Annotated in this window: 19 protein-coding genes; 9 read left to right on the top strand and 10 right to left on the bottom strand. The window is 35.4% G+C overall.

Going from position 1 to position 24,843, the window contains the following annotated elements:
* Positions 1-18 precede the first annotated feature (18 nt).
* The gene (locus C2I06_RS25850; protein ID WP_095329404.1) at positions 19-381 is read right to left on the bottom strand and encodes a DUF3899 domain-containing protein; all 363 of its coding nucleotides are present in this window, start codon (positions 379-381) and stop codon (positions 19-21) included.
* A 498-nt stretch (positions 382-879) separates the two neighbouring features.
* Here C2I06_RS25850 and C2I06_RS17780 point away from each other — a divergent pair, with 498 nt between their 5' ends.
* From C2I06_RS17780 to C2I06_RS17745, 8 genes are all read left to right on the top strand, one after another.
* On the top strand, positions 880-2,547 hold the full coding sequence (locus C2I06_RS17780; protein ID WP_095329405.1) for a peptide ABC transporter substrate-binding protein: 1,668 nt from the start codon (positions 880-882) through the stop codon (positions 2,545-2,547).
* Positions 2,548-2,699: 152 nt separating this feature from the next.
* Positions 2,700-3,629, top strand: coding sequence for an oligopeptide ABC transporter permease (gene opp3b, locus C2I06_RS17775; protein WP_095329406.1), 930 nt, complete (start codon positions 2,700-2,702; stop codon positions 3,627-3,629).
* A 1-nt stretch (position 3,630) separates the two neighbouring features.
* Positions 3,631-4,785 carry an oligopeptide ABC transporter permease gene (gene opp3C / locus C2I06_RS17770; RefSeq protein WP_095329407.1) on the top strand — a complete coding sequence of 385 codons (1,155 nt, stop codon included), beginning with the start codon at positions 3,631-3,633 and terminating at the stop codon, positions 4,783-4,785.
* A gap of 18 nt (positions 4,786-4,803) precedes the next feature.
* On the top strand, positions 4,804-5,859 hold the full coding sequence (locus C2I06_RS17765) for an ABC transporter ATP-binding protein (RefSeq protein WP_095329408.1): 1,056 nt from the start codon (positions 4,804-4,806) through the stop codon (positions 5,857-5,859).
* Positions 5,856-6,797 (top strand): ABC transporter ATP-binding protein, encoded by a 942-nt coding sequence (locus tag C2I06_RS17760; protein ID WP_123258561.1) that lies wholly within the window; start codon positions 5,856-5,858, stop codon positions 6,795-6,797. Before C2I06_RS17765 ends, C2I06_RS17760 begins: the two co-directional genes overlap by 4 nt.
* A 334-nt stretch (positions 6,798-7,131) precedes the next feature.
* Positions 7,132-9,612: a DEAD/DEAH box helicase gene (locus tag C2I06_RS17755; protein ID WP_206427977.1), complete on the top strand. Its 2,481-nt coding sequence runs from the start codon at positions 7,132-7,134 to the stop codon at positions 9,610-9,612.
* A 301-nt stretch (positions 9,613-9,913) separates the two neighbouring features.
* Positions 9,914-12,694 (top strand): ATP-binding protein, encoded by a 2,781-nt coding sequence (locus C2I06_RS17750; RefSeq protein WP_095329410.1) that lies wholly within the window; start codon positions 9,914-9,916, stop codon positions 12,692-12,694.
* Positions 12,695-12,714: 20 nt separating this feature from the next.
* Positions 12,715-13,572 carry a CheR family methyltransferase gene (locus tag C2I06_RS17745; protein WP_123258560.1) on the top strand — a complete coding sequence of 286 codons (858 nt, stop codon included), beginning with the start codon at positions 12,715-12,717 and terminating at the stop codon, positions 13,570-13,572.
* 103 nt (positions 13,573-13,675) lie between these two features.
* Here C2I06_RS17745 and C2I06_RS17740 read toward each other — a convergent pair whose 3' ends face one another.
* The 5 genes from C2I06_RS17740 to C2I06_RS17720 form a co-directional block, all read right to left on the bottom strand.
* On the bottom strand, positions 13,676-14,821 hold the full coding sequence (locus C2I06_RS17740) for a fused response regulator/phosphatase (protein WP_095329412.1): 1,146 nt from the start codon (positions 14,819-14,821) through the stop codon (positions 13,676-13,678).
* A 207-nt stretch (positions 14,822-15,028) separates the two neighbouring features.
* Positions 15,029-15,874, bottom strand: coding sequence for a hypothetical protein (locus tag C2I06_RS17735; protein ID WP_123258559.1), 846 nt, complete (start codon positions 15,872-15,874; stop codon positions 15,029-15,031).
* A 313-nt stretch (positions 15,875-16,187) separates the two neighbouring features.
* Complete coding sequence (guaC, locus tag C2I06_RS17730; protein ID WP_095329414.1) at positions 16,188-17,171, bottom strand: GMP reductase; 984 nt, start codon at positions 17,169-17,171, stop codon at positions 16,188-16,190.
* 275 nt (positions 17,172-17,446) lie between these two features.
* Positions 17,447-18,097: an SIMPL domain-containing protein gene (locus C2I06_RS17725; RefSeq protein WP_123258558.1), complete on the bottom strand. Its 651-nt coding sequence runs from the start codon at positions 18,095-18,097 to the stop codon at positions 17,447-17,449.
* 23 nt (positions 18,098-18,120) lie between these two features.
* Positions 18,121-18,558, bottom strand: coding sequence for a MarR family winged helix-turn-helix transcriptional regulator (locus C2I06_RS17720; protein WP_249928324.1), 438 nt, complete (start codon positions 18,556-18,558; stop codon positions 18,121-18,123).
* A 109-nt stretch (positions 18,559-18,667) separates the two neighbouring features.
* On the opposite strand from C2I06_RS17720, the gene C2I06_RS17715 reads away from it, so the two are divergent.
* Entirely contained in the window at positions 18,668-19,249 is a 582-nt protein-coding gene (locus C2I06_RS17715) for an NAD(P)H-dependent oxidoreductase (RefSeq protein ID WP_095329417.1), read from the top strand.
* Positions 19,250-19,764: 515 nt separating this feature from the next.
* Here C2I06_RS17715 and C2I06_RS17710 read toward each other — a convergent pair.
* The 4 genes from C2I06_RS17710 to C2I06_RS17695 form a co-directional block, all read right to left on the bottom strand.
* On the bottom strand, positions 19,765-21,771 hold the full coding sequence (locus tag C2I06_RS17710; protein ID WP_123258556.1) for a catalase: 2,007 nt from the start codon (positions 21,769-21,771) through the stop codon (positions 19,765-19,767).
* 128 nt (positions 21,772-21,899) lie between these two features.
* Entirely contained in the window at positions 21,900-23,339 is a 1,440-nt protein-coding gene (locus C2I06_RS17705; RefSeq protein WP_123258555.1) for an NAD(P)-binding domain-containing protein, read from the bottom strand.
* Positions 23,340-23,567: 228 nt separating this feature from the next.
* Positions 23,568-24,020: a hypothetical protein gene (locus tag C2I06_RS17700; RefSeq protein ID WP_095329419.1), complete on the bottom strand. Its 453-nt coding sequence runs from the start codon at positions 24,018-24,020 to the stop codon at positions 23,568-23,570.
* A complete protein-coding gene (locus C2I06_RS17695; RefSeq protein ID WP_095329420.1) occupies positions 24,017-24,775 on the bottom strand; it encodes a hypothetical protein in 759 nt (252 codons plus the stop codon). The genes C2I06_RS17700 and C2I06_RS17695 overlap by 4 nt, the downstream gene beginning before the upstream one ends.
* Positions 24,776-24,843 lie beyond the last annotated feature (68 nt).

Raw genomic sequence — 24,843 nt, 5'->3', positions numbered from 1 at the left:
CTATAAAACTCCATCTTATTAGATATAGTAAATTATCAATAAAATTAGTAAATAAACAAATAAGGATATAACTTGGAACTTAAGAACAGAGTAAAACCTTTTATTAAATTTTTGAGAAGGAAGAGGCTTCTCCTTCCATTCTTCTAAATAATCATTCCTTTTTAGAATAACATGATGAAACCGTCTGAAACTGAATGTTACTCCGTCGAAAAAACCACCCTTAGCAATATACATAAATAGAAAAATAACAATATAAAGGAAGGTTAAATAAAAGACGGAATTAATATAATGAACAAGAGAATATTCCGATGAAGAGATAAAAAAAAGTATAAATGTAAGAAAGAGATTTATAAGAAATATAAACCATTTTTTATTTTGCATAAAGTTTCACCTTTTTTAATTAAGTTTGTAATCACGAATAAACGTATTTTACCTTAACTCTAATAGAAAGTACATTGTTAGAAAAAAGGATAGAAATTCAATACTTCAGAACAGTAGTATTTTGTTTACCTTTTACACTAAAAATTAAAATAATCCACTGGTATGTGAAACAGCACTCACTAAAAAATTCTAGCATAATAAAATAATCTGCTAATATATGGAGAAAAAGTATATTGGCATATGGATATATTTTACAATATCGGGGCCTTTTGAAGTATTTTTCCCCATCTTTTTTATAATAATTTTTAGAATTTTACCAAAAAAGGAAGCGTTATCTTTATTGTTTTAATGCAGAATAGTGCCGTTTCGTCATAGTAATATTTGAAATTATCTCTATATTTAGTCTTTACAACTCTACTAGAATAATAGTATACTCACTTTAGCTTCTTTTTTAGATGTAATTTACAGAATAATATAACAATGGGGGGTCTTTTTTTAATGAAGCGCAAATTTACTTGGCTGCTTTCACTGACATTAGTGTTAAGTGTATTTTTAGCAGCATGTTCTGGCGACGACAAAGGGTCTAAAGGTTCAGATAAGTCTGCAGAAAATAAAGATGTGAAACAAGAATTAAACTTAATTAATGGAGATGCGATTCCATCTATGGATCCATCAAAAGCAACAGATGAATACGGTTTCCAATTCTTGGGGGCTACTATGGAAGGTCTTTATCGTTTAGGTAAAGATGCTAAGGTAGAAAATGGTATTGCAGAATCTCACAAAGTATCTGATGATGGTTTAACTTGGACATTCAAGTTACGTCAAGATGCTAAATGGTCAAATGGAGATCCTGTAACAGCTAACGATTTCGTTTATGCTTGGCAGCGCGCAGTAAATCCTGAGACAGGTTCTGAATACGGCCCGTATATGATGGGTGGCGTAATCAAAAACGCTACAGAAATCAATAAAGGCGAAAAGAAAGTAGAAGAACTAGGGGTTAAAGCTGAAGACGACCATACTTTAGTTGTTGAACTTGCTAACCCAATTGCATATTTTGAATCATTAACAACTTTCGGTACATTCTTGCCATTAAATCAAAAATTTGTGGAAGAAAAAGGCGATAAATTCGCAACTAGCTCTGATACTCTCTTATCAAACGGTCCGTTCGTATTAGAAAACTGGAAAAGTGCTTCTCAAAAGTGGAATCTTGCTAAGAATGATACTTACTGGGATGCAGATACTGTTAAGCTAGAAAAAATTAATTTTGTAGTAGTTAAAGATAACCAAACAATGGTTGACCTATATGAAAAAGGTGAAGTAGATCGAGCTGGATTATCTTCTGACTATGTTGATCAATACTCTTCTAATCCTGATTTTGTTACGCAACCAGATAACTCTGTTTTCTATTTTAAGATAAATCAAACAAGAAACGAAGTACTTAAAAATAAAAATCTTCGTTTAGCAATTAGTCGTGCATTTGATAAGGAAGCATTAGTTAATACTATCCTAAACAATGGTTCTTCTGTGGCTAATGGTTTAGTGCCAGCAGACTTTACTCCAATGCCAGATGGCAGTGGTGATTTCCGTAAAGTAAGTGGAGATCTTGTAACTTATGATGTAAAAGCTGCTCAAGAGTATTTTGAGAAAGCGAAAAAAGAATTAGGTAAAGATACTATTGAAGTGGAATTATTAGGTGATGATTCTGAAAGTTCTACAACAATGAATGAATATTTAGCAAATCAATTACAAACAAACCTTCCTGGTTTAAAAGTTAACTTTAAAAAGGTTCCGTTTAAACAACGTTTAGCTCTTGATACAGCAATGGATTACGATCTTCAAGTTGCTGGTTGGGGTCCTGATTATCTAGATCCATATACATTCTTAAGCCTATGGATTACTGATGGCGGAAACAACCAAATGGGATACTCTAATAAAGAGTATGATAAGCTATTGGCAGATACAGCAACTACCCTTGCAACAGATAATGATGCACGTTACAAAAACTTCTTAGAAGCTGAAAAGTTATTATTTGAAGATGGTGCAATTGCTCCAATCTTCCAACGTGGTAGAGCATTCCTTTCATCTCCAAAAATCCAAAACATGATTGTTAATCCATTTGGACCTACTTATGAATGGAAATGGACTAGTGTTGGATCAGGTAAGTAATTGATTTTTACGAAAATTCTTGCTATGAAATAACAAGAGAGTGTATGCTTTTATAGCATATACTCTCTTATATTTTGCTGCAGGAAAATTCTGATAATATAAAAAATAAATTATTATGCTATAATATACAAAGAATAATAGGAGGTGCACAGATGACGCGATATTTACTTCGCCGTTTATGGTATATGTTCTTAACGCTCTTCATAATAGCAACAGTATCTTTCTTCCTTATGAAGTTTTTACCGGGAAGTCCACTTAAAGCAGAAGATAAGTTAAGTGAAGAGCAAAAAGCGATTGTCTTAGAAAAATACGGATTAGACGATCCAATCCCAGTTCAATATGTTCGTTATCTAGGAAATCTGGTACAAGGAGATTTAGGTGTGTCATTTGCTTTTGATAATACACCTGTAATGGATATTTTAATGAGTAAAATAGGGCCATCTGCTTTACTAGGTGCACAGGCATTAGTACTTGGCACAATAGTAGGAATTCTTCTTGGATTGATCTCATCTATTTTCCGAAATGGACCAATCGATTTTATATCAACGATTATAGCGGTATTGGGTACATCTATACCATCGTTTGTATTTGCTGGTTTATTGCAGTACTATTTTGCTGTCCAGTGGGACTTGTTACCGGTAGCATTATGGGATGGATACGAATATACAATTCTACCAACTATTGCTTTAGCAATAACTCCTCTAGCAATTTCTGCTAGATTTATTAGAACAGAAATGATTGAAGTTTTACATTCTCAGTATATTACAACCGCTCGTGCTAAAGGGGTTGCAGAGTCTGGTATCATCTTTAAGCATGGTTTAAGAAATGCTTTAATTCCCTTAATAACTGTTATAGGTCCAATGGCTGTTAACTTGATGACAGGATCGTTAGTAATTGAAAAAATATTCGCAATTCCTGGAATTGGTGAGCAGTTCGTTTCATCAGTTACTGTAAATGATTATCAGACTATCATGGGAACAACACTATTATATGCATTTGCATTTGTTGTCATCATCTTAATCATTGACCTCCTTTATGGATTGATAGATCCGAGAATTAGAATTGCAGGAGGAAAGAAATAGGATGGATAAAAATAATCTAAAAAATATAGATAAAAATTTATTTAAACCTCTTAAGCAAGAAGAGAGTATTAGTGAGAGAATCACTGCTCCAAGTAGAACTTTTGGACAAGATGCGAGAAGAACTTTATTTAAAAATAAACCTGCAATTATTAGTATCTTTGTAATCCTGTTGATTATAGTCTTGAGTATATTTGGACCTTATTTCACTGGATATGATAGTAATGGTCAGGATTTGTCTCGTGCTAAATTACCTCCTAGAGTACCGGTATTGGAGAAGGTTTCTTGGCTTGGGCTGGATGGTACATTATCAGGGACTTATAAAGGTGTCTCAGTGGAGGATGCAACGAATAAGGCCTATGCTCGTTATAAGAGTGATAAAGAGTTTATTGATATTAAAGTATTAGATGAAGGTAATGGGGAAAGAAATTCAGCTTCTGTAAAAGCGACTTTCCATATTTACGAGCAGAGGAAGTTAGATGATACGTATTTCTGGTTTGGTACAGATACACTTGGACGTGATCAATGGACAAGACTTTGGGAAGGAACTCGAGTTTCTCTCATTATTGCGTTTGTTGCAGCTGCGCTTGATTTATTAATAGGTGTTGCATATGGTGGTATCTCTGGCTTCTATGGTGGAAGAGTAGATAATGTTTTACAACGTATAGCAGAAGTGCTAGTGGGTATACCTAACTTAGTAATCATTTTATTAATGATGTTAATTCTAAAACCAGGTATTATTTCTATTGTTGTAGCATTAACAATTACAGGTTGGATTGGCATGTCACGTGTCGTTCGCGGTGAAGTAATGAAACTTACTAACCAGGAATTTGTTCTGGCAGCAAAAACATTAGGAACCTCAAACGGTACGATAATTAGAAAGCACTTAATTCCTAATATCAGTGGTATCATAATTGTTAACACCATGTTCTCTATTCCTGGAGCTATTTTCTTCGAAGCATTTTTAAGTTTCATCGGTTTAGGTATTGTACCACCAGACGCTTCTTTAGGTGCTTTAATTGAACTAGGATTTGCAAACTTAAGATTATACCCATATTTATTAGTATTCCCAGCAGTTGTATTATCAGTACTAATGATTGCATTTAACATTTTAGGTGATGGTTTAAGAGATGCATTTGATCCTAAGATGCATAAATAGAAAGTAGGTGTTTAATAAATGAGTAAATTATTAGAAGTCAAAGATTTAAGAGTATCATTTAACACCTACAATGGTGAGGTACAAGCTGTTCGTGGTGTTAGTTTTGATCTGAATAAAGGGGAAACATTAGCAATAGTAGGAGAATCCGGTTCTGGTAAATCGGTTACTTCTAATGCCATTATGAGACTTCTTCCTGAGCCGCAAAGTGTGATTAAAACAGGTGAAATTCTTTTTGAAGGAGAAGATCTAGTTAAGAAATCCAAAAAAGAGATGCAAAAAATTCGCGGAAAAGATATTTCAATGGTGTTCCAGGATCCGATGTCCTCTTTGAATCCAACGATGAAAATTGGAAATCAAATCATGGAAGGCTTAATTAAGCACCAAAACATGAACAAGTCTGATGCAAAAAAACGTGCCTTAGAATTACTTGAATTAGTTGGTATTCCACAGCCGGAAGTACGAATTAATCAGTTTCCGCATCAATTCTCAGGTGGAATGCGCCAACGGGTGGTTGTAGCGATTGCTCTTGCGTGTAACCCAAAGATTTTAATTGCTGATGAACCAACAACAGCACTTGATGTTACAATTCAGGCACAAATTCTAGAGTTGATGAAAGATATTCAAAAGAAAACAGATAGTGCAATTATCTTTATTACTCATGATCTTGGTGTTGTGGCAAATGTGGCAGATCGTGTTGCTGTAATGTATGCTGGTAAAATTGTTGAAATTGGTACGGTAGATGATATATTCTATAATCCAAAACATCCATATACTTGGGGACTAATCGGATCTATGCCGACACTTGATAGTGACGATGAAGAGTTGTTTGCTATACCTGGTAGCCCGCCAAATATGTTAAAGCCGCCAGTCGGAGATGCGTTTGCATCTAGAAATAAATATGCACTAGAAATTGATAAAGTAATGGAGCCGCCTATGTTTAAGGTTTCAGATACTCATTATGCAGCTACGTGGTTATTGCATGAAGATGCTCCACATATGGAACCGCCAGAATCAGTTAAGCAAAGAATGTTAGGTTTCTCGCAAACTGGTAAAAAGGATGGTGGAAAACGTTGACTAGAGAAAAATTACTAGAGGTTAAGAATTTACAAAAACATTTCTCAGCTGGAAGAGATCGGGTAATAAAAGCCGTAGATGGTGTATCCTTTGATATTTTTAAAGGAGAAACCTTTGGTCTGGTTGGAGAATCTGGTTGTGGAAAGTCAACAACAGGTAGAACAATCATCCGTCTTTACGATGCAACAGGTGGAGAAGTGAAATTTGAAGGCGAAGATGTGCATGGGAAAAAATCAAAGGCAGAGCTTCGCAAATTTAACCAAAAAATGCAAATGATTTTCCAAGATCCACATTCTTCTCTAAATCCGCGTATGACAGTACTGGATATTATTGCAGAAGGAATTGATAATCATAATCTTGCAAAAACACCAGAAGAGCGTCGTCAAAGAGTTGAAGAACTCCTTGAAGTAGTAGGGTTGAATAAAGAGCATGCTACACGCTTTCCGCATGAATTCAGCGGCGGTCAAAGGCAGAGAATTGGAATTGCTCGCGCCCTAGCTGTTGAGCCAGATTTCATTATCTGTGATGAGCCTATTTCTGCATTAGACGTTTCTATTCAAGCACAGGTAGTAAATCTTTTGAAAAAGCTCCAAAAAGAGCGTGGATTGACTTATTTATTTATTGCTCATGATCTTTCCATGGTTAAATATATTAGTGATCGTATTGGTGTTATGTATATGGGTAATATGGTAGAGCTTGCAGAAGCAGATGAATTGTATGAAAACCCAATTCACCCATACACAAAATCATTACTATCCGCAATTCCACTTCCAGATCCGCGTTATGAACGTGAGCGCAAGAGAATTGCATATGATCCATCTGTACATGATACTAATGAGACAGCTGAGTTAAGAGAAGTAACTCCAGGTCACTATGTACGCTGCACAGAGAAAGAACTAGAGAAATATAAAAGAGAATTAAGCCTTAAGAAAAACTAAGCAACAAATTTTACTCTATTAAAGAAGACCCTCCCAAATAATCCTTGCCAACGTGCAAGGATTTTTTATTTCCCGAGAAATCATCCTTTATGTTTTCCCTAATTTTTAAGAAATAATCTTCCAAAACAAAAAAATCGTAGTAAATCAACGATAAAAATCGGCATTGAATAAAATAAACGAATATAACAACATTTTACTTTAGTATCCATGTTATGATCGTTAATAAAGTCCATATGAAAAATGGTAGACAGTCTAAAAAATTTTAAAAAACCTACATGTCTAAGATAAAATAAAGGAAAATAAGAATGGTATAACATTTCTATAGGAGTTCATCATGATAAATCCAATATTAAAACCGCAATACGATAAAGCGATTCAACAAACAAAAAGCCATATTATGAATGATGTAAATAAGTATTTAGAGAAACAAGATCGTCTGCCTACTTTTGAACAATATATGGATGACCGAAAAGTATTTATAGAGCAAATTTGGCTAAATACTTGGCTAAATACTGCAACTAGTCATATCAAGTATGCTGAAAAGAAACAATATCTCACCAATAAAGGATTGGACATTAATGATCTTAATAAAAAGGTTATTAACCGATTATTTAGAAGTGAAATTCGTGAGGTTGAAGTATTCCGTTATGAAGAATGGTTAAGAAAAAACCTCGGGGATAAAAAAGAAGAATGGGAAAAAAGGTATAAAGAAAGACGAGAAAACTATTTGCAAACCGTAGAAGAACAGAAAAATCTAGAAGCAAAACGTAAATATAAAATGAAATTCTCTTATTATATTGAGCAATTGATGGAAAAGCATTATGAGGAATTGTTTCTCTATGTTCGCTATTTAACAGGAAGTAATATTGCGCTAGAGATAGAACGGAATGGCATTGTTTTATCTTCGATGGAGTTAACCTTTGAAGAATATTTATCAAATGAAATGAATATGCCCTATAACCAATTTTACTTTTTAGAAGACCGGACAGAAGCATATGAAAATTTAATCTTTCAGCATTTAATTGACTTTTTTCCGACATGGCTGAAAGATAAATTGCCTAATCGAATAAAAGAAGAATATGAAGACATATTTGACCATTCCTTAAGCAATTCTTTTTTACTAGAAGTAAGCACGCCTTTACTGGAAGAAATAACAGAAGAGTTTCTTGAAGATTTGTTTTCTGAGTATGTAATCGATTTGGAAAAATTATTAGATATTCCTTTTGATGTAGAGATTCATAAAGAGATTATGGAAAAAGACCGTCAAAGGAAGGAACAGAAGGAAGCAGAAGATCGCGAGGAGCAAAGACGACGTAAAGAAGAAGAAGCAAGAATGATTGAGGATATATTTGGAAGAGAATATTACCCTCCAACCAATATAGATGTTAAATATATCCTTCATACTGGAGAAACAAATACTGGTAAAACATTTCAAGCAATTAAACGAATGATGGAAGCTTCCAGCGGTTTATATTTAGCTCCATTAAGATTATTAGCATTGGAAATTTATGAGAAGCTGAATCAGCAAGGAATTCCATGTTCGCTAAAAACAGGGGAAGAAGAAAAGCTTGTTCTGGAAGCTCAACATCAATCGAGTACAGTAGAAATGTTTCATGAAAAGGATTTTTACGAAGTTGTTGTCATTGATGAGGCACAAATGATTGCGGACAGAGAACGAGGATTCTCATGGTATCGTGCTATCACCAAGACAAATGCACAAGAGGTCCATATTATCGCAAGTCTGCATGCCAAAAACATGATTCTACAGTTATTAGGTGATATAGATGTAGAGGTTCATGAATATCGACGGGAGACACCGTTACAGGTAGAAAATGAGTTATTTCAATTAAGTCATACAAGAAAGGGAGACGCATTAGTGTGTTTCTCTAGAAGAAGAGTCTTAGAAACAGCCTCTGAGTTACAAAGAAAAGGATGGCAAGTCAGTATCATCTACGGAAGTATGCCACCAGAAGCAAGAAAAAAACAAATGGAGCGCTTTATTAAGGGAGAAACGAAAGTTATTGTTTCAACAGATGCAATTGGGATGGGGCTTAATTTACCAATAAGGAGAATTGTCTTCTTAGAGAATGACAAATTTGATGGGATAAGAAGAAGGATGTTAACCTCACAGGAAGTGAAGCAGATTGCAGGTAGAGCAGGAAGAAAGGGGATATATGATATTGGGCGAGTTGCTTTCACCAGTGACCGTAAAAGGATGAAGTATTTATTAGAAAAAAGAGACGAAGACTTGTATGGATTCACAATAGCACCAACAAGTGCTGTTTTAGAAAGATTTCAAAAGTATTCCAATAATTTGGGGCTGTTCTTTTATTTATGGGGACATTTTAAAAGCCCAGAAGGAACAAGAAAGGCTTCACTAGCAGAGGAAATGCAGCTATATGAAATGATTATGGATACGATGGTCGAAGCGAGAATGTCCCTGCATGATTTATTTAGTTTTCTGAAACTACCATTCGCCACAAGTGAAGCCTCATTACGAGCGCAATGGAAAGCAAATATGGAGGCAATTGTGGAAAACAGGGATTTACCAGAACCAAAAATTAAACAAGATAGTTTGGAGGAACTGGAGCTCGGTTATAAAGCGATTGGTCTGCACTTATTATTCCTATATAGATTAGAAAGAAGGACAGAAGCCTATTATTGGGAAAAGGTAAGACAGGAATTGAGTGACCAAATAAACGATCAGTTAAAGACTGGGTTTAAAGGTAAGAAACGGACGAAGCAATGCAAGAAATGCGGGAAAGAACTATCGGCTAAGTTTAAATTTGCTGTTTGTAATGAATGTTTTTATTAGACATAAATTGATACGCATAAAGGCTTTGAATGTAAGAGAAGGGTGAGAAGTAGCAAATGCAGTCATTCCCACCCTTTGTTTTCCAGGTTGTAAAGTAATTGAAAAGCAAAGGGTTATTCAAGCACCGTTTTACTTACAAAATTATTAGTAGCAAATACAAAGCATAGGCTTGTAAAGTTAAAGCGATGAAAAAAGTAATATAAACTAGATGAAAAAGAAGAAAATAGAACAAATTCCCTTTTCATTTTTATTGTAAATACTATACTATTAAAATAGAAAATAAGTTAAGGAAGGTAATCAAATGGATTCTAAATTTAAGTTTGGCATTCGCTCCAAAATTATCCTTGGTTACATTGTTATCATTCTTTGCTTACTTGTGTCAGTAATTTTACTAAATAATCAAATACGCTCCCTTCAACAGGAACGTAATTCGATTATCAATTATGATTCTCGCATACATGAACTTACATCTTCTATTGAGAAAAGTGTATTAGATATGGAGACAGGTCAGCGTGGATACATAATCACAGGTAACCAAAGTTACTTAATTCCGTATAATGATGGGAAGGAAAATTGGAAAGAGCAATTTGAGGAATTGTATCAATTAATGAGTAATAAACCTGCACAACAGCGGAATTTACTCGAAATAAAGGAAAATATTTTGAATTGGATTAATACGGCTGGTGAGCCAACCATCCAATATAAAGCACAAAATAATACAGAAGCTCTTGAAGAATTTTTCAAAGAGGATAATGGACGAGATTATATAAACGAGATTACAGAAAAATTTACGAATCTTAGAGATACAGAGAAGGATGCATCGGCCAAGCAGGCAACAAAGCTGGACAAACAAAATAATGGTTTAACAGTAGGACTATTCGGCGTATTAGTCTTGATTTCACTTGTTGCTATTAGTCTGGCTGGACAAACTTCTAAATCGATTGTTAGAACAATAAAGGAAGTAACAGGATCTATTAAAACAATCGCTGCCTCTAAAGGAAATGTCAGTACTCGTATTCATGTCCGGACAAACGATGAAATAAGAGAGCTTGCAGAAGCGACAAATAGCCTCCTTGATACAGTTGAACAGAGAGAATGGTTACAGTCGAACGTTGCTGATATTGTGATGAAATTTCAAGGAATTCCTTCTATTGAAGCGTTAACTAGTGTGTTTATAACAGAAATAGCGCTAAAAACAAATGCAAGCTTTGGAGCCTTTTATGTAAAAGACGCCCAACAGAAAAAAGAAACCTACATAAAAATGGCAACATTTGCTGAATCTGGAGATACGATTGGACGAGAGACCTTCCAAATAGGAGAAGGCCTAATTGGTCAAAGTGCTAAAGAACAGCGTGTTCTTCATTATCAAGAAATCCCAAGTGATTATCGCTTAATTGCAACAGGGTTAGGGGATGTTTCTCCACGTAGTATTATCATTGTACCTGTTATGTTTGAGGGGGAGGCTATTGCTGTACTTGAACTTGCTACAATGACAGAATTTACAACCCTTCAACAAAATCTCATTACTGGGATAGTGGAGACATTTGGATTAACGATTAATAGTATTATGGGTAGAATGGAAATCGTTCGCTTATTAAATGAATCTAGAGCAATGACAGAAGAGTTACAAGTTCAATCAGAAGAGCTACAAACACAGTCAGAAGAATTACAGTCACAATCAGAAGAGCTGCAAATGCAAAAAGAAGAGCTGATGGCTACTAATGAACAGCTTGAAGATCGAACAAGGGAAGCAGAAGCCAAGACGAGGGATTTAGAAAAAGCAAAAGAGGAATTAGAAGAGAAAACAGAGTTGGTTATTCAAAATTCTAATTATAAATCAGAGTTTTTAGCTAATATGTCCCACGAATTAAGAACACCGCTAAATAGTATTCTAATTCTTTCAGAAATGTTAGCGGAGAATGATTCGAATCATCTATCGGAAGAAGAAATGGAGTTTGCGAATGTTATTCATTCCTCTGGTAAAGATCTTCTTTCGCTTATAAATGATATTCTTGATCTTTCCAAGGTAGAAGCAGGCAAGCTTGATGTTCATTTTGGAGAAGTAAGCATTCATGATATTACTTCACAATTGGAGCGAAGCTTCGCGCCTATCGCTAACCAGAAGGAAGTAGAATTTTTAGTAAACAAACAGGAAGGTCTCCAAGACATCGTATTTACAGATGAAAAGAGATTCCAACAAATTATTAAAAATCTATTATCCAATGCCTTTAAATTTACGGAAAACGGAACAGTTTCCTTAAATATTAAGAAGAGAAATCAGATTAGCCGCAGTATGAGAGAATTAAGTAGTGAGTGGCTGGAAATTTCCGTAACGGACACTGGGATTGGCATCCCGAAAGATAAACATAAATTAATCTTTGAAACATTCCAGCAAGCAGATGGCGCCACTGTGCGTAAATATGGAGGTACTGGTTTAGGTCTTTCCATTTGTAGAGAGTTTGCTAGATTGCTAGGTGGTTGGATTTCCTTGAAGAGTGAGGAAGGTAAGGGCAGTACTTTTACCCTCATTATTCCAAGTCTTCCGAATGGAATAGCAGACACCCAACTTAATATTAGTGAGATGAATGTAGCTGCTACTATGGAAGTGAAAAAGCAAGAAGCTCGACAAGAAATAGATAAGGAAGAACAGAAACAGGAAGAAGAAAGAAAAACAGAAATTGTGATTTCTAAGGACGAGAACGAGGATGTGTTTAAAGGGAAAAAGGTATTGATTGTAGACGATGATAATCGAAATATCTTTGCTCTTAAAACGACTCTTGAAAAAAGAGGGATGGATGTTCTTGTTGCCTATAACGGGAAGGAATGTTTAGACATTCTGGATAGAACTATAGATTTGGATGTTATCCTAATGGATATTATGATGCCGAATATGAATGGATATGAAACCATGACAATTATCCGTCAAACGTTGAATCTGACAGAGATACCAATTATCGCATTAACGGCAAAAGCGATGAAGAATGACCGTGAAAAATGTTTAGAGGCGGGGGCATCTGATTATATCAGTAAGCCGTTAGATTTGGATCAATTATACTCCGTCTTAAGAGTATGGTTAGCTTAGCTAAGTAAGGAGGAACGGAGATGGATCATCTATTCCTGAATAATGATCAAGAGGTAGAGAATCAAGATCATGCAGACATCGAAGTAGATCTGCTGCTTGAAGGGATTTTTCGATTATCAGGTTTTGATTTTCGTCAATATAACCGATCTTCTATTACACGCAGAATCTACTATAGAATGAAAATGGATAATATTCCTACGATTACGAGATTGCTGGAAAGAGTGATTCATGAAGAGGCATTCCTTGAACAACTTCTTAATGATTTTTCTATCAATGTAACAGAAATGTTTAGGAATCCAAGCTTTTTTCGTTCTTTTAGAGCGCAAATCATCCCGTATTTACGAAAGCTTGAAGAAATTCGGATATGGCATGCTGGTTGTGCTACTGGCGAAGAAGTCTTTTCTATGGCCATTTTATTAGAAGAAGAGGGTTTAAAGGATAAGGCGGTTATTTATGCAACAGACATGAATGAAACCGTGCTGGAAAAGGCAAGCAAAGGTGCATTTCCTCTCCACAAAATGCAAGCATATACGAAAAATTATATGCTTGCTGGTGGGACAAATGCCTTCTCAGAATATTATAAAACTGATCATCAATATGCTTATTTTCATTCTGATTTGTTGAAAAATATTATTTTTGCGCAGCATAATCTAGTAACAGATCAATCCTTTAATGAATTTCATGTTATTATTTGTAGAAATGTACTGATTTACTTTAATCCAATGCTTCAGAACCAAGTTCATCACCTATTTTATGAGAGTTTAAGTAAAGAAGGATTTCTAGGTTTAGGGGATAAAGAGACATTGAGTTTTGTTGAAGTAATGCCAAAATATAGAGAGCTTAATGGTGGAGAAAGACTTTATCAAAAGCTTTATTAAGGTTCATCGACCAGTTCTACTTCTTTGTTATAATGAAAGGGGATTTCTTCATAGAAGAAACCCCCTTTTTTATTTATTTATGTAAATAATCAACAATACTATGTCAGTTACTTGCTTTTGCCTGGATCATTAAGACACACATATCATCTGGTTGATTAGACTGCTGTTCTTTTGTAAGTAAATAATCCATTACAGAACTAGTATGTTCCCATCTTTTGGAGGAAATAGAGCGGATTTGTTTTTCTGCCTCGAATTCACAAGGGCCTATCGCTTCCAATACTCCATCTGTATAAAGAATGATTTGGACATCTTTCTCAAAGGAAATCTCCTTTGTATTAATTTCCATTTCGTCAAAAAATCCTACTGCACAAGTACTTTGTTCTAAGGCAACAACATCATTTTCATCAACTAGCATATAGCCATAAGGGTGCCCAGCATTAACATACTTAACTGTCTTCTCCTTTGTGTCAATTACTAGATAAATAGCTGTAAAGTAAAAAGGCAGCCCTTCTTTATCATTTTTTAGTAAAGTCATATAGCGATTTAATTCTTTTATAACAAGGTCAGGCTCTACTAATTGTTTAACGGATTCTCTTAGGACAGAGGAGATAAACATGCATACTAAAGAGGCAGAAATGCCGTGCCCCATCATATCTAAAAGGATAATGGCATATTTATCTTCATCTATTTTATGCCAATAATACATATCACCTGCAAGGTTAAAAGAAGGCAGGTAAGAAACTTCAATATGCATATGCTCGTCTTGTAAAGGTGAGCTTAATAGGCTTCTTTGTACATGAGTGGCTAAGTCTAATTCATATTGAATCTTTTTTTCATGTTGGGTATGCCAATCCAGTTCGGCTTTTAATCGCAATGCAACGCGTATTCTTGCGAGGAGTTCAATTTTATTTAGAGGTTTTGTGATATAATCTACGCCGCCAATATCTAACGCTTCTGCGAGTTTATTTTTATCTTCTAATGCTGTGACAAAGATAATCTGAATATCTTTGAGATTTTCCACTTTTTTAATGCGTTTACAAGCTTCAATGCCATCAATCTCTGGCATCATAATATCAAGTAATATTAAGTCCACACTATTCCCTGTGGAGTTAGGAGCATCAAGTTGTAGATAATGAAATAATTCATTAGCTGAGGTTAGCGAGACGCAATCATCGTAACCAGCATTTTTAAGTATTTTTTCCATTACAAATAGATTGACAGTATTGTCATCTACTAAAAGAATAGTCATAATTCTTATAACTCCTTGTCTATTATGATGATAAGAAAACTTATGTATATCTTATTAATTAACAACCATCAATTATGTATAATAATAATTATAACGTTATTTATTAGATAATAATAATTATACGTCCTATATAAAGAGAAGAAATAATGGAGAAAAAATAAAAACATCGGAGCATATGTATTTTCTTTGCCTCGATGTTTTTATTTTTTAATTTTCTCTTAAAGTTAAATATCTCTTGGCTCGCATTGGATACACCCCTGCTGTAAGAAGCAGTGACCATGATGAATGTCCTTCTAAACGACCGATGGAACCATGAAGAATCAGCCCCAGAAATTTCTCTTCAATCGGAAAATTATTTACCTGAAATTGTTTCTTTGTGTGGAGATTAGAAAAATAAACGGTATCTCTTCCATCTATAGTGTTTATTTGAAAGAAATTATCCTCCACCTCTGTACATTTCTCTAGGAGCTGGCTAACTCTTGATAAATCTTTTTGATAATCCCAATCTGAAGCAAAAAATCGAGGATACATTTGTAGATATAATCTATTTAACAATTCCTCACATAACTTTAGCTCATGAAATGTCTGTTCATAAGAAGCTAACATTTTTGTCCACATCGTTTTTTCCTTGTGATCCAGCCATATGGAAAAGTTTTTAAATTCAGATATAAAGTGCTGCATGCTATTACGTTCTTTGGAAATTTTTAAGGCATTGGGTAGGTGAATAAGGAGGAGTAACTCGATAAAAGATTTCTTACATTTATGCCAAGATGCAGGCATGTTATCTTCAAGATAGTCAGTGAGATAACTGGAGAATGTTCGCAGAAATTCATTGCGGAAATAATCAGTAGGATTTTCCTTTTTATATGCTATTAAATCATCTCCGTAATATTCATACAGTCCTCGATAACGCATATTAAATTGGGAGCTGATTTCTATTTTCTTTAGTATTTCACTTCTGCTTTGGGTGCCGGTAAGAGGAATCAGTTTAATTCTTGTTTCTGGAGATTTTTCTCGTTTGCGATGGTTTGTGTGGAAGGAAAAGCTCTTCATAAAAATACAATCAACCTTTCTTTTTCTATTTTATTTTTGGGGATACAGGAGGATTAATCTAGAGGTTAGTTATATTATACTTGGGATTTTAACCTATGTCACTCTCTTAATTGGCTGTTTTTGTAAAATCAGAGAGAGTGGGACAAATGAAAGTATAGAATGGATAAAGACGAACAGTCTTTAAGTTATTAGTGAAAAAGTGGAATGTCCTTCGCTCCTTTCCACTCCGTGTTTAATCAAAAAGCCCAAACACTTATACGAAAAATTTTACTAGCATCTCCGTAGAAGGTTTGGGGTTATTTATATGCTAATTTTAATACACTTTATCTCCATTAAAAATAGAGTTTTTTACGATAACATAATCTACATTGCGAATGGCATCTAATTTGTTTCCACCAGCATAAGAGATAGAGGATTGAAGATCTTGTTCCATTTCTGTTAACGTATCTTGCAAGTGACCTTTATGCTCTACATACATTTTTTTGCCTTCCACGTTTTTCTTTTCTCCCTTTTGAAACTCAGAAGCAGAACCGAAATACTCCTTATAAAGCTTTCCATCTTTTTCAATTGTTTCTCCTGGAGATTCTTCATGTCCAGCGAAAAGAGAGCCAATCATAACCATTGTTGCCCCAAAGCGAACGGATTTTGCAATATCCCCATGTGTGCGGATACCACCGTCTGCAATAATAGGTTTGCTTGCAGCTTTTGCACACCAACGCAATGCAGCTAACTGCCAGCCGCCTGTTCCAAAACCTGTTTTAATTTTGGTAATGCAAACTTTACCAGGGCCGATACCTACTTTCGTTGCATCTGCACCAGCATGTTCAAGCTCTCTTACTGCTTCAGGAGTTCCCACATTACCAGCAATAACGAAGCACTTTGGTAAGTGCTTTTTGATGTGTTTAATCATGGCAATGACTGCATTAGAATGACCATGAGCAATATCGATTGTAATAAATTCAGGAACCAAGTTTTCTTCTGCTAATTGTAATATAAAGTCGTACTCTTCCGTTTTTACCCCAACGCTGATAGAAGCAATTAATTCACGAGATTGCATATCACGGATAAAAGCCTTGCGCGTTTCTGGCTGGAAACGGTGCATAATATAGAAATAGCCATTTTCAGCTAAGTATACAGCGATTTTTTCGTCGATGATAGTTTGCATATTGGCAGGAACGACGGGAAGTTTAAATGTGTGACCGCCTAGTGTAACGGTTGTATCACATTCTGAACGACTATCCACAATACATTTAGCGGGAATTAATTGTATATCTTCGTAATCAAACACGTTATCCATTAAATACACTCCTAAATACGAATATTAAGGTCGGTTTATTTAATAAACGTTCGACCATTAGGTACTTTACATTATTTTGATCAGGATGTCAAAGATTTTTCATATAATGGGGAAATTTTTATTGAAACGTTATCATTTTGAAGAGGATATATTACATAAAGGAATGGGACGAAAAAATGCCTTTTATCAGAAGATAGAAGGCATTTTCAAGTGTAAGGATCTGATTTATAACGGGAAATACAGCTCATAGCTAGGTGGGAGGGAGAGAAATGTGTTTAGTAAGAAAATTTGACCTCAACCGTAGCATCAATGGTTAGCTGTCCTGGTTCTAGATTAGTAGAAACTCCTCCAATCTCCGCAAATGACATTTTTGCTAATGGCATAGGAATACTAGAACCAGATGGGATTTCTATAACCTTTACAGGGATAGGATCGATGGTTATACGCAGAGTTTCAGCAATGGCTCTTGCCTTTGACAAAGCATCTTTAATTGCTCCTTGAAGCGCTCGTTCGTAATGTTCGGAACGATTGCTGACATCAAAGTGAATACTCATGACTTGATTAGCGCCATTTTGTACGGCTGTATCAATAACCGTACCTGCAAGCTGAATGGTTTCGACAAGAATAGCTAGCAGATGGGTTACTCTATAATTTTTGAATACTTGTTGATTTTCCGCAAAGTCATATTGCGGAAAAATAGTATAGTCTATTGTTTGGATATTGGAGGAAGGAACGCCTAAACCTAAAATAGCTGTAATAACCTGTTGATGGAGACGGGCATTTTCTTGCTGTGCAGTTGTTACATTTTTCGATTCTGTATTAATACCAAGCGTTATTTTACAAATATTTGGTTCCAGCGACAATTTACTATTTCCATATACCGTTAAGCTTCTTTTAGGTGGTAAAAAGGAGGAGGGCTGGTACATGATTATTCACCTCTGTATATTTATTAAAAAAACACTTTGCCTTGTAATAATGCCATCGCAGTATTTATTTCCTCTAATTCTTCAGCAGAAAGGTGGTCTATTCGTTTCTTTAACTTATTTTCAATTTCAACAAAAACGTGATTCATTACCTTTTTTCCTTCATCTGAAAGCGACATATATTGTTTTCTGCGATCCCTTTCATTTGTAAATTTCCTAATTAGATTTTTTTCTGTTAATTTCTTTAATTCTCGGCTTGTATTTGGTAGTGATATTTGCAGACAGTTGCTGATTTCACTTAGGATAACGGGCTGATTAATGGAAACATATTCAAGAATACTATACTGAATGGGAGTTAAATCATTTGGTCTTAAATCATTGGTTAACGCATGCTTTAGTTGGTAAACAGAAGCAGTAAATGTTATAACTTTTTGAAAAAATTGCTCTTCGTTCAAAAAAATCACCTCAAAGGTAAGATAGCATAAAAAGTTATCAAATAACAATTATCAATTGATAACTAGTTTGTTAGATGGTAGTATAGTTATCAAATGACAACTATGTGGGAGGGGTTTTATGAACGTATTAATTGTCTTTACTCATCCAAACAAGGAAAGCTTAAATGGCGCCTTTTTGAAAAATGTAGTAAAAGGATGCAAGGAAAACGGCTTAATAAAAGATATACAGCTTTTAGATTTATATGAAGAAAATTTTAATCCTATCTTATATTTTGATGAAAAGAATAAAAGACGCCATATGCATAAAAATCCTGTTTTTGCTAAATATAGAGAGCTGTTATTATGGGCGGATAAAGTGGTCTTTATTTATCCAATTTGGTGGGGGAGGCCGCCAGCTATGTTACTTGGATACTTTGATCAAGTTTTCTCAGCTCATTTTGCCTATAAGAATACAGGTAAATATACAGCGAAGGGGTTATTAAAAGGAAAGTCGGTCATTTGTATCTCCACGATGAAAGGACCGAGAATGTATCCATTCTTCCTTTTACATAATGTTCATAAAAATCTCATGAAAAAAGCCGTATTTCAATTTGTAGGAATGAAGAAAGTAAAGTTTTTTGAATTTGGAAACATGGAAGCATCCGGACAAGCGAAAAAGCTAGAAAGGATTTATCGATACTTTAGAAAGATGAATAGTTGAACGGTGGAATTGATTCTATTTTATAAAAATAAGACAGCCTTTTTCTTCTAAAAGTTAGATAATCTATGGACTTGTCTACGGGATAAAAGGATGGTTTGCAACATGGAGAGCTTATAAATATAAAGATGGAGGGAAATAAAAAAGAGGGAGAGACATAAGTGCTTCAATCAAATATAACCACGAACAATTATACATACACACTAATAAATATTGGTATAATTGTTCGCGGTTTAATTAACTTTAAGAAAGAAGGTTTGGGGTGATCACCCGCAGTCTGAATACACTTCGCTTTCCATGGGGCGAGCGCCAAGCCTCCTCGTTCCTGCGGGTGTTTGGACTTTCTCGAGTCTATGTGTATTCAGTCTGCTCCGTTTTTTTCCTAGTAATTTTAGTTTGCTTAAAAATTAAATAATCTTTAAAAACGGAGTGAAATGGAATGAATTGGTTTCACCACTAAAGTAGAGATTGTTCATCTTTATCTATTAAAAATTTTGTTTTGTCCCAGTCGCTTTTTATTATATAGTTCTATTCCAGAATCGAGCTTCCGCTATACCTGTAATAAAGTCATTAATCGTATTTTTAGCAAGATCGAATATACCTGGTTCATGTATTGTTATGCGGCTCTTTTCTAATACCGCATAATTATTAAGGGAAATACCTAAAGGTTTATAATGATTAAAAGTCATTTCGATAAATTCAATAGCTTTCGTTTCCAGCTTCGTACTGGTGCTAATAAGTAGTGCAGCATCAAATAGGCTCGCATCAGCAGTATCGTATGTGTCCGTTACTTTTAATTCTCCGTCTATCGTACGCAGATTTTTATCCACGATGCTGAAATTCACTTTATTCGCTGCTAATGTTTGAACCCATTGAAGTAATTGGGCGTTGTCCGGCTCGCCGTTTAAAAGAATTGCTACACAACGAGTGTCAGGTTTCTTTATGGTATTCGCCATGCTTAAGGCTGGAGATTTCTTAGCTGACTTTACTTCTAGGTTTTCTTGAGGTAATGCTGCTCCAATGTTTTTGGCCACTTCTTCCGCAATACTGCGATCAATTCGATTAAGGAGAGCGACTGCATTGTTTTTCACCGCTTCTGATTTACACTTTCCAAGTTCAAAGCTAAAAGCATCTTTTAGATGTTGTTGTTCAAATGGTGCTAAGCTATTATAAAAAAGTTTAGCTTGTGAATAGAAATCAAGGAAACTTTCACTACGGCCTCTAACTTTTCTACCATCTACTTTTTCTTGGTAGTGTTCATAACCGCCTTGCTCAACAGATACTGGTTCTGGCTGATTATTATTCAAGGCATTCTTATGATAGCTTGTTTGTCCATGGTGGATGGTCATTTGATGCATACCATCCCGTTGGTTATTGTGAAAAGGACAAACTGGTTGGTTAATCGGAATTTGGTGGAAATTAGGTCCGCCAAGTCTAGACAATTGCGTATCTGTGTAAGAGAATAGACGTCCTTGTAATAATGGATCATTAGAAAAATCGATTCCTGGAACAACATGCCCAGGATGGAAAGCAACTTGTTCTGTTTCCGCAAAGAAATTATCGACATTTCGATTTAAGGTTAGCTTTCCAACGATTTTAACAGGAACCTCCTCTTCTGGCCATATTTTTGTAGGATCTAATATATCGAAATCAAAGGCAAATTCGTCTTCTTCAGGAATGAGTTGCAAACCGAGCTCCCATTCAGGATAGTCGCCCTTATCGATCGCCTCGTATAAGTCTTGGCGGTGGAAATCGGGATTTTTTCCAGCAGCCTTTTGTGCTTCATCCCAAACCTGTGAATGAATGCCGAGCTTTGGTTTCCAATGAAATTTAACAAAATGAGCTTGCCCCTCTTTATTTATAAGGCGGAAGGTATGTACTCCGAAACCTTCCATCATGCGGAGGCTACGCGGGATAGCACGATCGCTCATTGCCCACATCACCATATGGGCTGATTCATGATTTTGACCAATGAAGTCCCAAAATGTGTCATGTGCACTTGCTCCTTGTGGAATTTCATTATGTGGTTCAGGTTTTACAGCATGCACAAAATCAGGAAATTTAATGGCGTCTTGAATGAAGAAGACGGGAATGTTATTGCCAACTAAATCATAATTCCCTTCATCTGTATAGAATTTAATAGCAAATCCTCGTACGTCTCGAACGGTATCATTAGAACCTCTAGATCCTTGGACAGTAGAAAAACGAACAAATACAGGTGTAGTTTTATTTGTATCATTTAAGAAGTCAGCTTTCGTGTAGGCTTCAAGGGATTCATATAATTGAAATACGCCGTGTGCCCCAACTCCTCGGGCGTGAACAATGCGCTCAGGAATTCGTTCATGGTCAAAGTGAGTCATTTTTTCTCGAAAGTGAAAGTCCTCCATTAAAGTGGGACCTCTTAATCCTGCCTTTAAAGAGAATTCATCTTCTGCCATTTTTAAGCCTTGATTGGTTGTTAACCCTGCATTTTGTTCATTATCAATGGTGTATTTTTTTAACTGGTCTATTTTTTTATTTTCCATTTCAATACCCCCTAAATGATAGTATGTATCAGTTATAATCGTTATTTTTAATTAATACCCAGCATCCTGTATTTAAAACACGGCAAAATAAACAAGCTAAGACTGCATAAAAGAGTCTTAGCTTGTTATTAAATAACTTTAGAGGGATCCTTTTGGTTCACAGGCCATTCTCCAGTGAATTCTTCTGTATCGTATTCAAAAAAATCTTTTAAATTCATGTCTCTATCATCGAGAAATAGTTCATCCGTAACGGCTTTAACAATACGGGGAATGCCATATCTCATGCCAGATAATGCAGAAGCAGATAAACCACAGCTAATAAGGGCAGCATAATTAAACGAGTATATACCGTGAAGCAATGCTTCTCCTTCTGTGTCACGGCTAATGAAAGAAAAGCCATAGCTTAAATAAGGATGTGCATCAAGCATAGGAGATGCTATTGCCTCCGGGGCTTTATAGCGATCTTTCCAACGGGCTATATGCTTTTCGATTAAACGTAGTTCTGGCCGCAGTTTGGGATCTGTTAATAAACCTGTGCTAATGATTAAGTAATCAAATAAAAACCTTCCCTTTGGTGTAGTTACTTCTGCTTGCTCTCCTTTTTGGGCTACTTTCAGCCAGGGAGAACCGAGATGCAAATGGAAACCAGGCCAGGAAGACGCTCGATTAAAAGTATCATTTGTTGGTGGTTGGTTATGCTGGAAAAAATGGGCCATGCCAGCATATTTTTCGTCATCTGCTAAGGCAGGAAAATGTTCAATCATTCCAGATGCTTCCATTTGCCTAATCGGATTAATGCGTTGCATTTTATGACGGCGAACATATACATGTGCTTGGGCTACCCCCTGTGATAAAGCGAAGTTGGCATTGTCAAATGCAGATGCACCTCCACCTAAAATGGCAATCTTTTTTCCTTTTAAGGAAGAGAAGTCGATGGATGAAGAAGTATGAGTATATAAAGAAGAAGGTAGATTGTCGGATATCATGGCTGGGACATGCCATTCCCCTCCACCTTGGATGCCGGTTGCTAGAATTATCTTTCGAGCGAGTAAGGAAGATGAAATAGTCCCCTTTCTTTTAATATGGAGTCGGTGTATCCCTTTTTCTAATGGTTCAATTAAAGTCAATTTAACTTCATTTTGAACAGGTAATTGCAGAATGTTACGATACCATCTCAGGTAATTCATCCATTCCCGACGGGGGATTTTGTCGATTTTTTCCCATCCTTCTCTACCAAATTGTGCCTCCCACCAGGATCGAAAGGTTAGTGAAGGGATACCAAGATCGATGGAAGTTAAATGTTTAGGAGTACGTAAGGTGACCATACGAGCATAAGTTTCCCATGGTCCTTCCCATCCTTCTTTATTCTCATCGATAACAAGAATGTTCGATACTCTTTCGCGTAAAAGACCAAATGCAATCCCTAGGCCAGATTGTCCACCCCCAACGATGACTACATCGAAAACATGTCCCTCTGCGTGAATTTTTGGACGAACCCAGTTTTCTCCTCCGTAATTAAGATAAGCTAGATCTGTTTGTACACGTTTATTTAAGTCATCTAAGCTCATTTTACATTCCTTCCCCCTTTCACAATTGTTGTAAGGATTCCTTACATCAACATACCATGCCAATATATTAACATGTTCTTTTGCATTTTGTATGGATAAAATATCTAAATTTTCTAAAATATTTTGGTCAATTCGTTTAAAAAAGATGTTCACCAAAAAAACGAATAGCAACAAAAGCTGAAAACCTTACTAATTAGATTTTTGGCTTTTGTTATTATTCGTTTCTTTTTATAATCTTTTTCTCATTCCAACGCTTAGTGCTTTATGTTTCCATAAAATCTCCTTAATTAATGGAGCAACTTCTTTTGTGCTTTGAATAAGCACAATGATTTCAGGCAAGCTTTGAGACAGCTTGTTCTTTTTCTTCCGATGGAAAAGATAATACAGAGAATAACCACAAAAAAAACCGATAATAGCAGCGAGAAGACCACTAAAAATAGGTCCTAAAATTAATTTAAAGCCAATACTAGCACCAATGACAGCCATACCTGTAGCAAAAGCAATACCAATTTCAAAAGAAGAAACATGGATATCGGCAGAAGCCTTTTTTTTCCTACTAATAGGAGGGAACTCATTCATATATAGGACCATCATTTCTTCTGGTGGAACACCTAGTGCTTCCATTTCAGAAAGTGCACGTTCAATTTCAATAGATGGCTGGAAAGTTCCGACAATAATCATCCCTTTACACCTCTTATGCTAAATTTGGAACCGACATATCTGTCTGTTAAGCGTTTTTGCTGTGATTCTTTTGCAAGAATATTATGTTGGACGCAGGTTATATAGGAATGATAAACGGCTCCACCTAATACGGAAGGCATAAAAAGTAGCCAATGTGGGTGTAATATAGCAGTAGAATAAGCAAAATCACCAGTAATGGTCAGAATTATAGCTTTATGTGCATGTGATAATAAAATATATATCCACCACCAGAATATTGCATAAAATCCTAAAAATATTCGGTGATTGTACAATTGGCCCAATCCAGGAAAGAAAAGTGAGTAGAAGACACCTAAAAGAGGGCTCTTATTTTGTAAATATTGTATTTCAAATGGGAATATCTCTACGCTGGCTAAATCAGGTGTGGATAATTCAATATACTTATTTAACTGTACAGCAGAGCGGTAACTATCGCCTATTGTTATTAAATAGATCACAATATATCCAATCATCCAATCTAAATGAATAACGGATCTTGCTAATTCTATTTCTCCACAAAAAGAGTAAACCATCGCTTCATTAATATTAGCACCTGTATTAATAATTACTTCTAAAACAGTCAGCAATGTTGCACGGGCATACTGATTAAGAAGATAATGTCCAAATCCAGGGAAAACAGCAGACCACCAAGCAACAATACTTGGCTTTTGATACATTAAATAGGTGATACCTGCTGTGCTATACTTTGCTTTTGGAAAGGTTAATGTTGCGCTCATTTACATACCTACTTACTAATTTTGGAATTATATATATAGGGTGTGAAAATAAGTTAATCCTATACATT

Source organism: Niallia circulans, assembly GCF_003726095.1.
In the GTDB taxonomy this organism is placed as follows: Bacteria; Bacillota; Bacilli; order Bacillales; family Cytobacillaceae; genus Niallia; species Niallia circulans_A.
This window is presented reverse-complemented; position numbering and strand designations above follow the sequence as displayed.

Excerpts from the sequence above, each read along its gene's own strand:
- C2I06_RS17700 (WP_095329419.1), bottom strand. The coding sequence starts at position 24,020 with ATGATTATTGTCGGAACTTTCCAGCCATCTATTGAAATTGAACGTGCA.
- C2I06_RS17745 (WP_123258560.1), top strand. The coding sequence starts at position 12,715 with ATGGATCATCTATTCCTGAATAATGATCAAGAGGTAGAGAATCAAGAT.
- C2I06_RS17725 (WP_123258558.1), bottom strand. The coding sequence starts at position 18,097 with ATGTACCAGCCCTCCTCCTTTTTACCACCTAAAAGAAGCTTAACGGTA.
- C2I06_RS17710 (WP_123258556.1), bottom strand. The coding sequence starts at position 21,771 with ATGGAAAATAAAAAAATAGACCAGTTAAAAAAATACACCATTGATAAT.
- C2I06_RS17715 (WP_095329417.1), top strand. The coding sequence starts at position 18,668 with ATGAACGTATTAATTGTCTTTACTCATCCAAACAAGGAAAGCTTAAAT.
- C2I06_RS17755 (WP_206427977.1), top strand. The coding sequence starts at position 7,132 with ATGATAAATCCAATATTAAAACCGCAATACGATAAAGCGATTCAACAA.
- guaC (WP_095329414.1), bottom strand. The coding sequence starts at position 17,171 with ATGGATAACGTGTTTGATTACGAAGATATACAATTAATTCCCGCTAAA.
- opp3b (WP_095329406.1), top strand. The coding sequence starts at position 2,700 with ATGACGCGATATTTACTTCGCCGTTTATGGTATATGTTCTTAACGCTC.
- C2I06_RS17740 (WP_095329412.1), bottom strand. The coding sequence starts at position 14,821 with ATGACTATTCTTTTAGTAGATGACAATACTGTCAATCTATTTGTAATG.
- C2I06_RS17750 (WP_095329410.1), top strand. The coding sequence starts at position 9,914 with ATGGATTCTAAATTTAAGTTTGGCATTCGCTCCAAAATTATCCTTGGT.
- opp3C (WP_095329407.1), top strand. The coding sequence starts at position 3,631 with ATGGATAAAAATAATCTAAAAAATATAGATAAAAATTTATTTAAACCT.
- C2I06_RS17705 (WP_123258555.1), bottom strand. The coding sequence starts at position 23,339 with ATGAGCTTAGATGACTTAAATAAACGTGTACAAACAGATCTAGCTTAT.
- C2I06_RS17765 (WP_095329408.1), top strand. The coding sequence starts at position 4,804 with ATGAGTAAATTATTAGAAGTCAAAGATTTAAGAGTATCATTTAACACC.
- C2I06_RS17780 (WP_095329405.1), top strand. The coding sequence starts at position 880 with ATGAAGCGCAAATTTACTTGGCTGCTTTCACTGACATTAGTGTTAAGT.
- C2I06_RS17735 (WP_123258559.1), bottom strand. The coding sequence starts at position 15,874 with ATGAAGAGCTTTTCCTTCCACACAAACCATCGCAAACGAGAAAAATCT.
- C2I06_RS17695 (WP_095329420.1), bottom strand. The coding sequence starts at position 24,775 with ATGAGCGCAACATTAACCTTTCCAAAAGCAAAGTATAGCACAGCAGGT.
- C2I06_RS25850 (WP_095329404.1), bottom strand. The coding sequence starts at position 381 with ATGCAAAATAAAAAATGGTTTATATTTCTTATAAATCTCTTTCTTACA.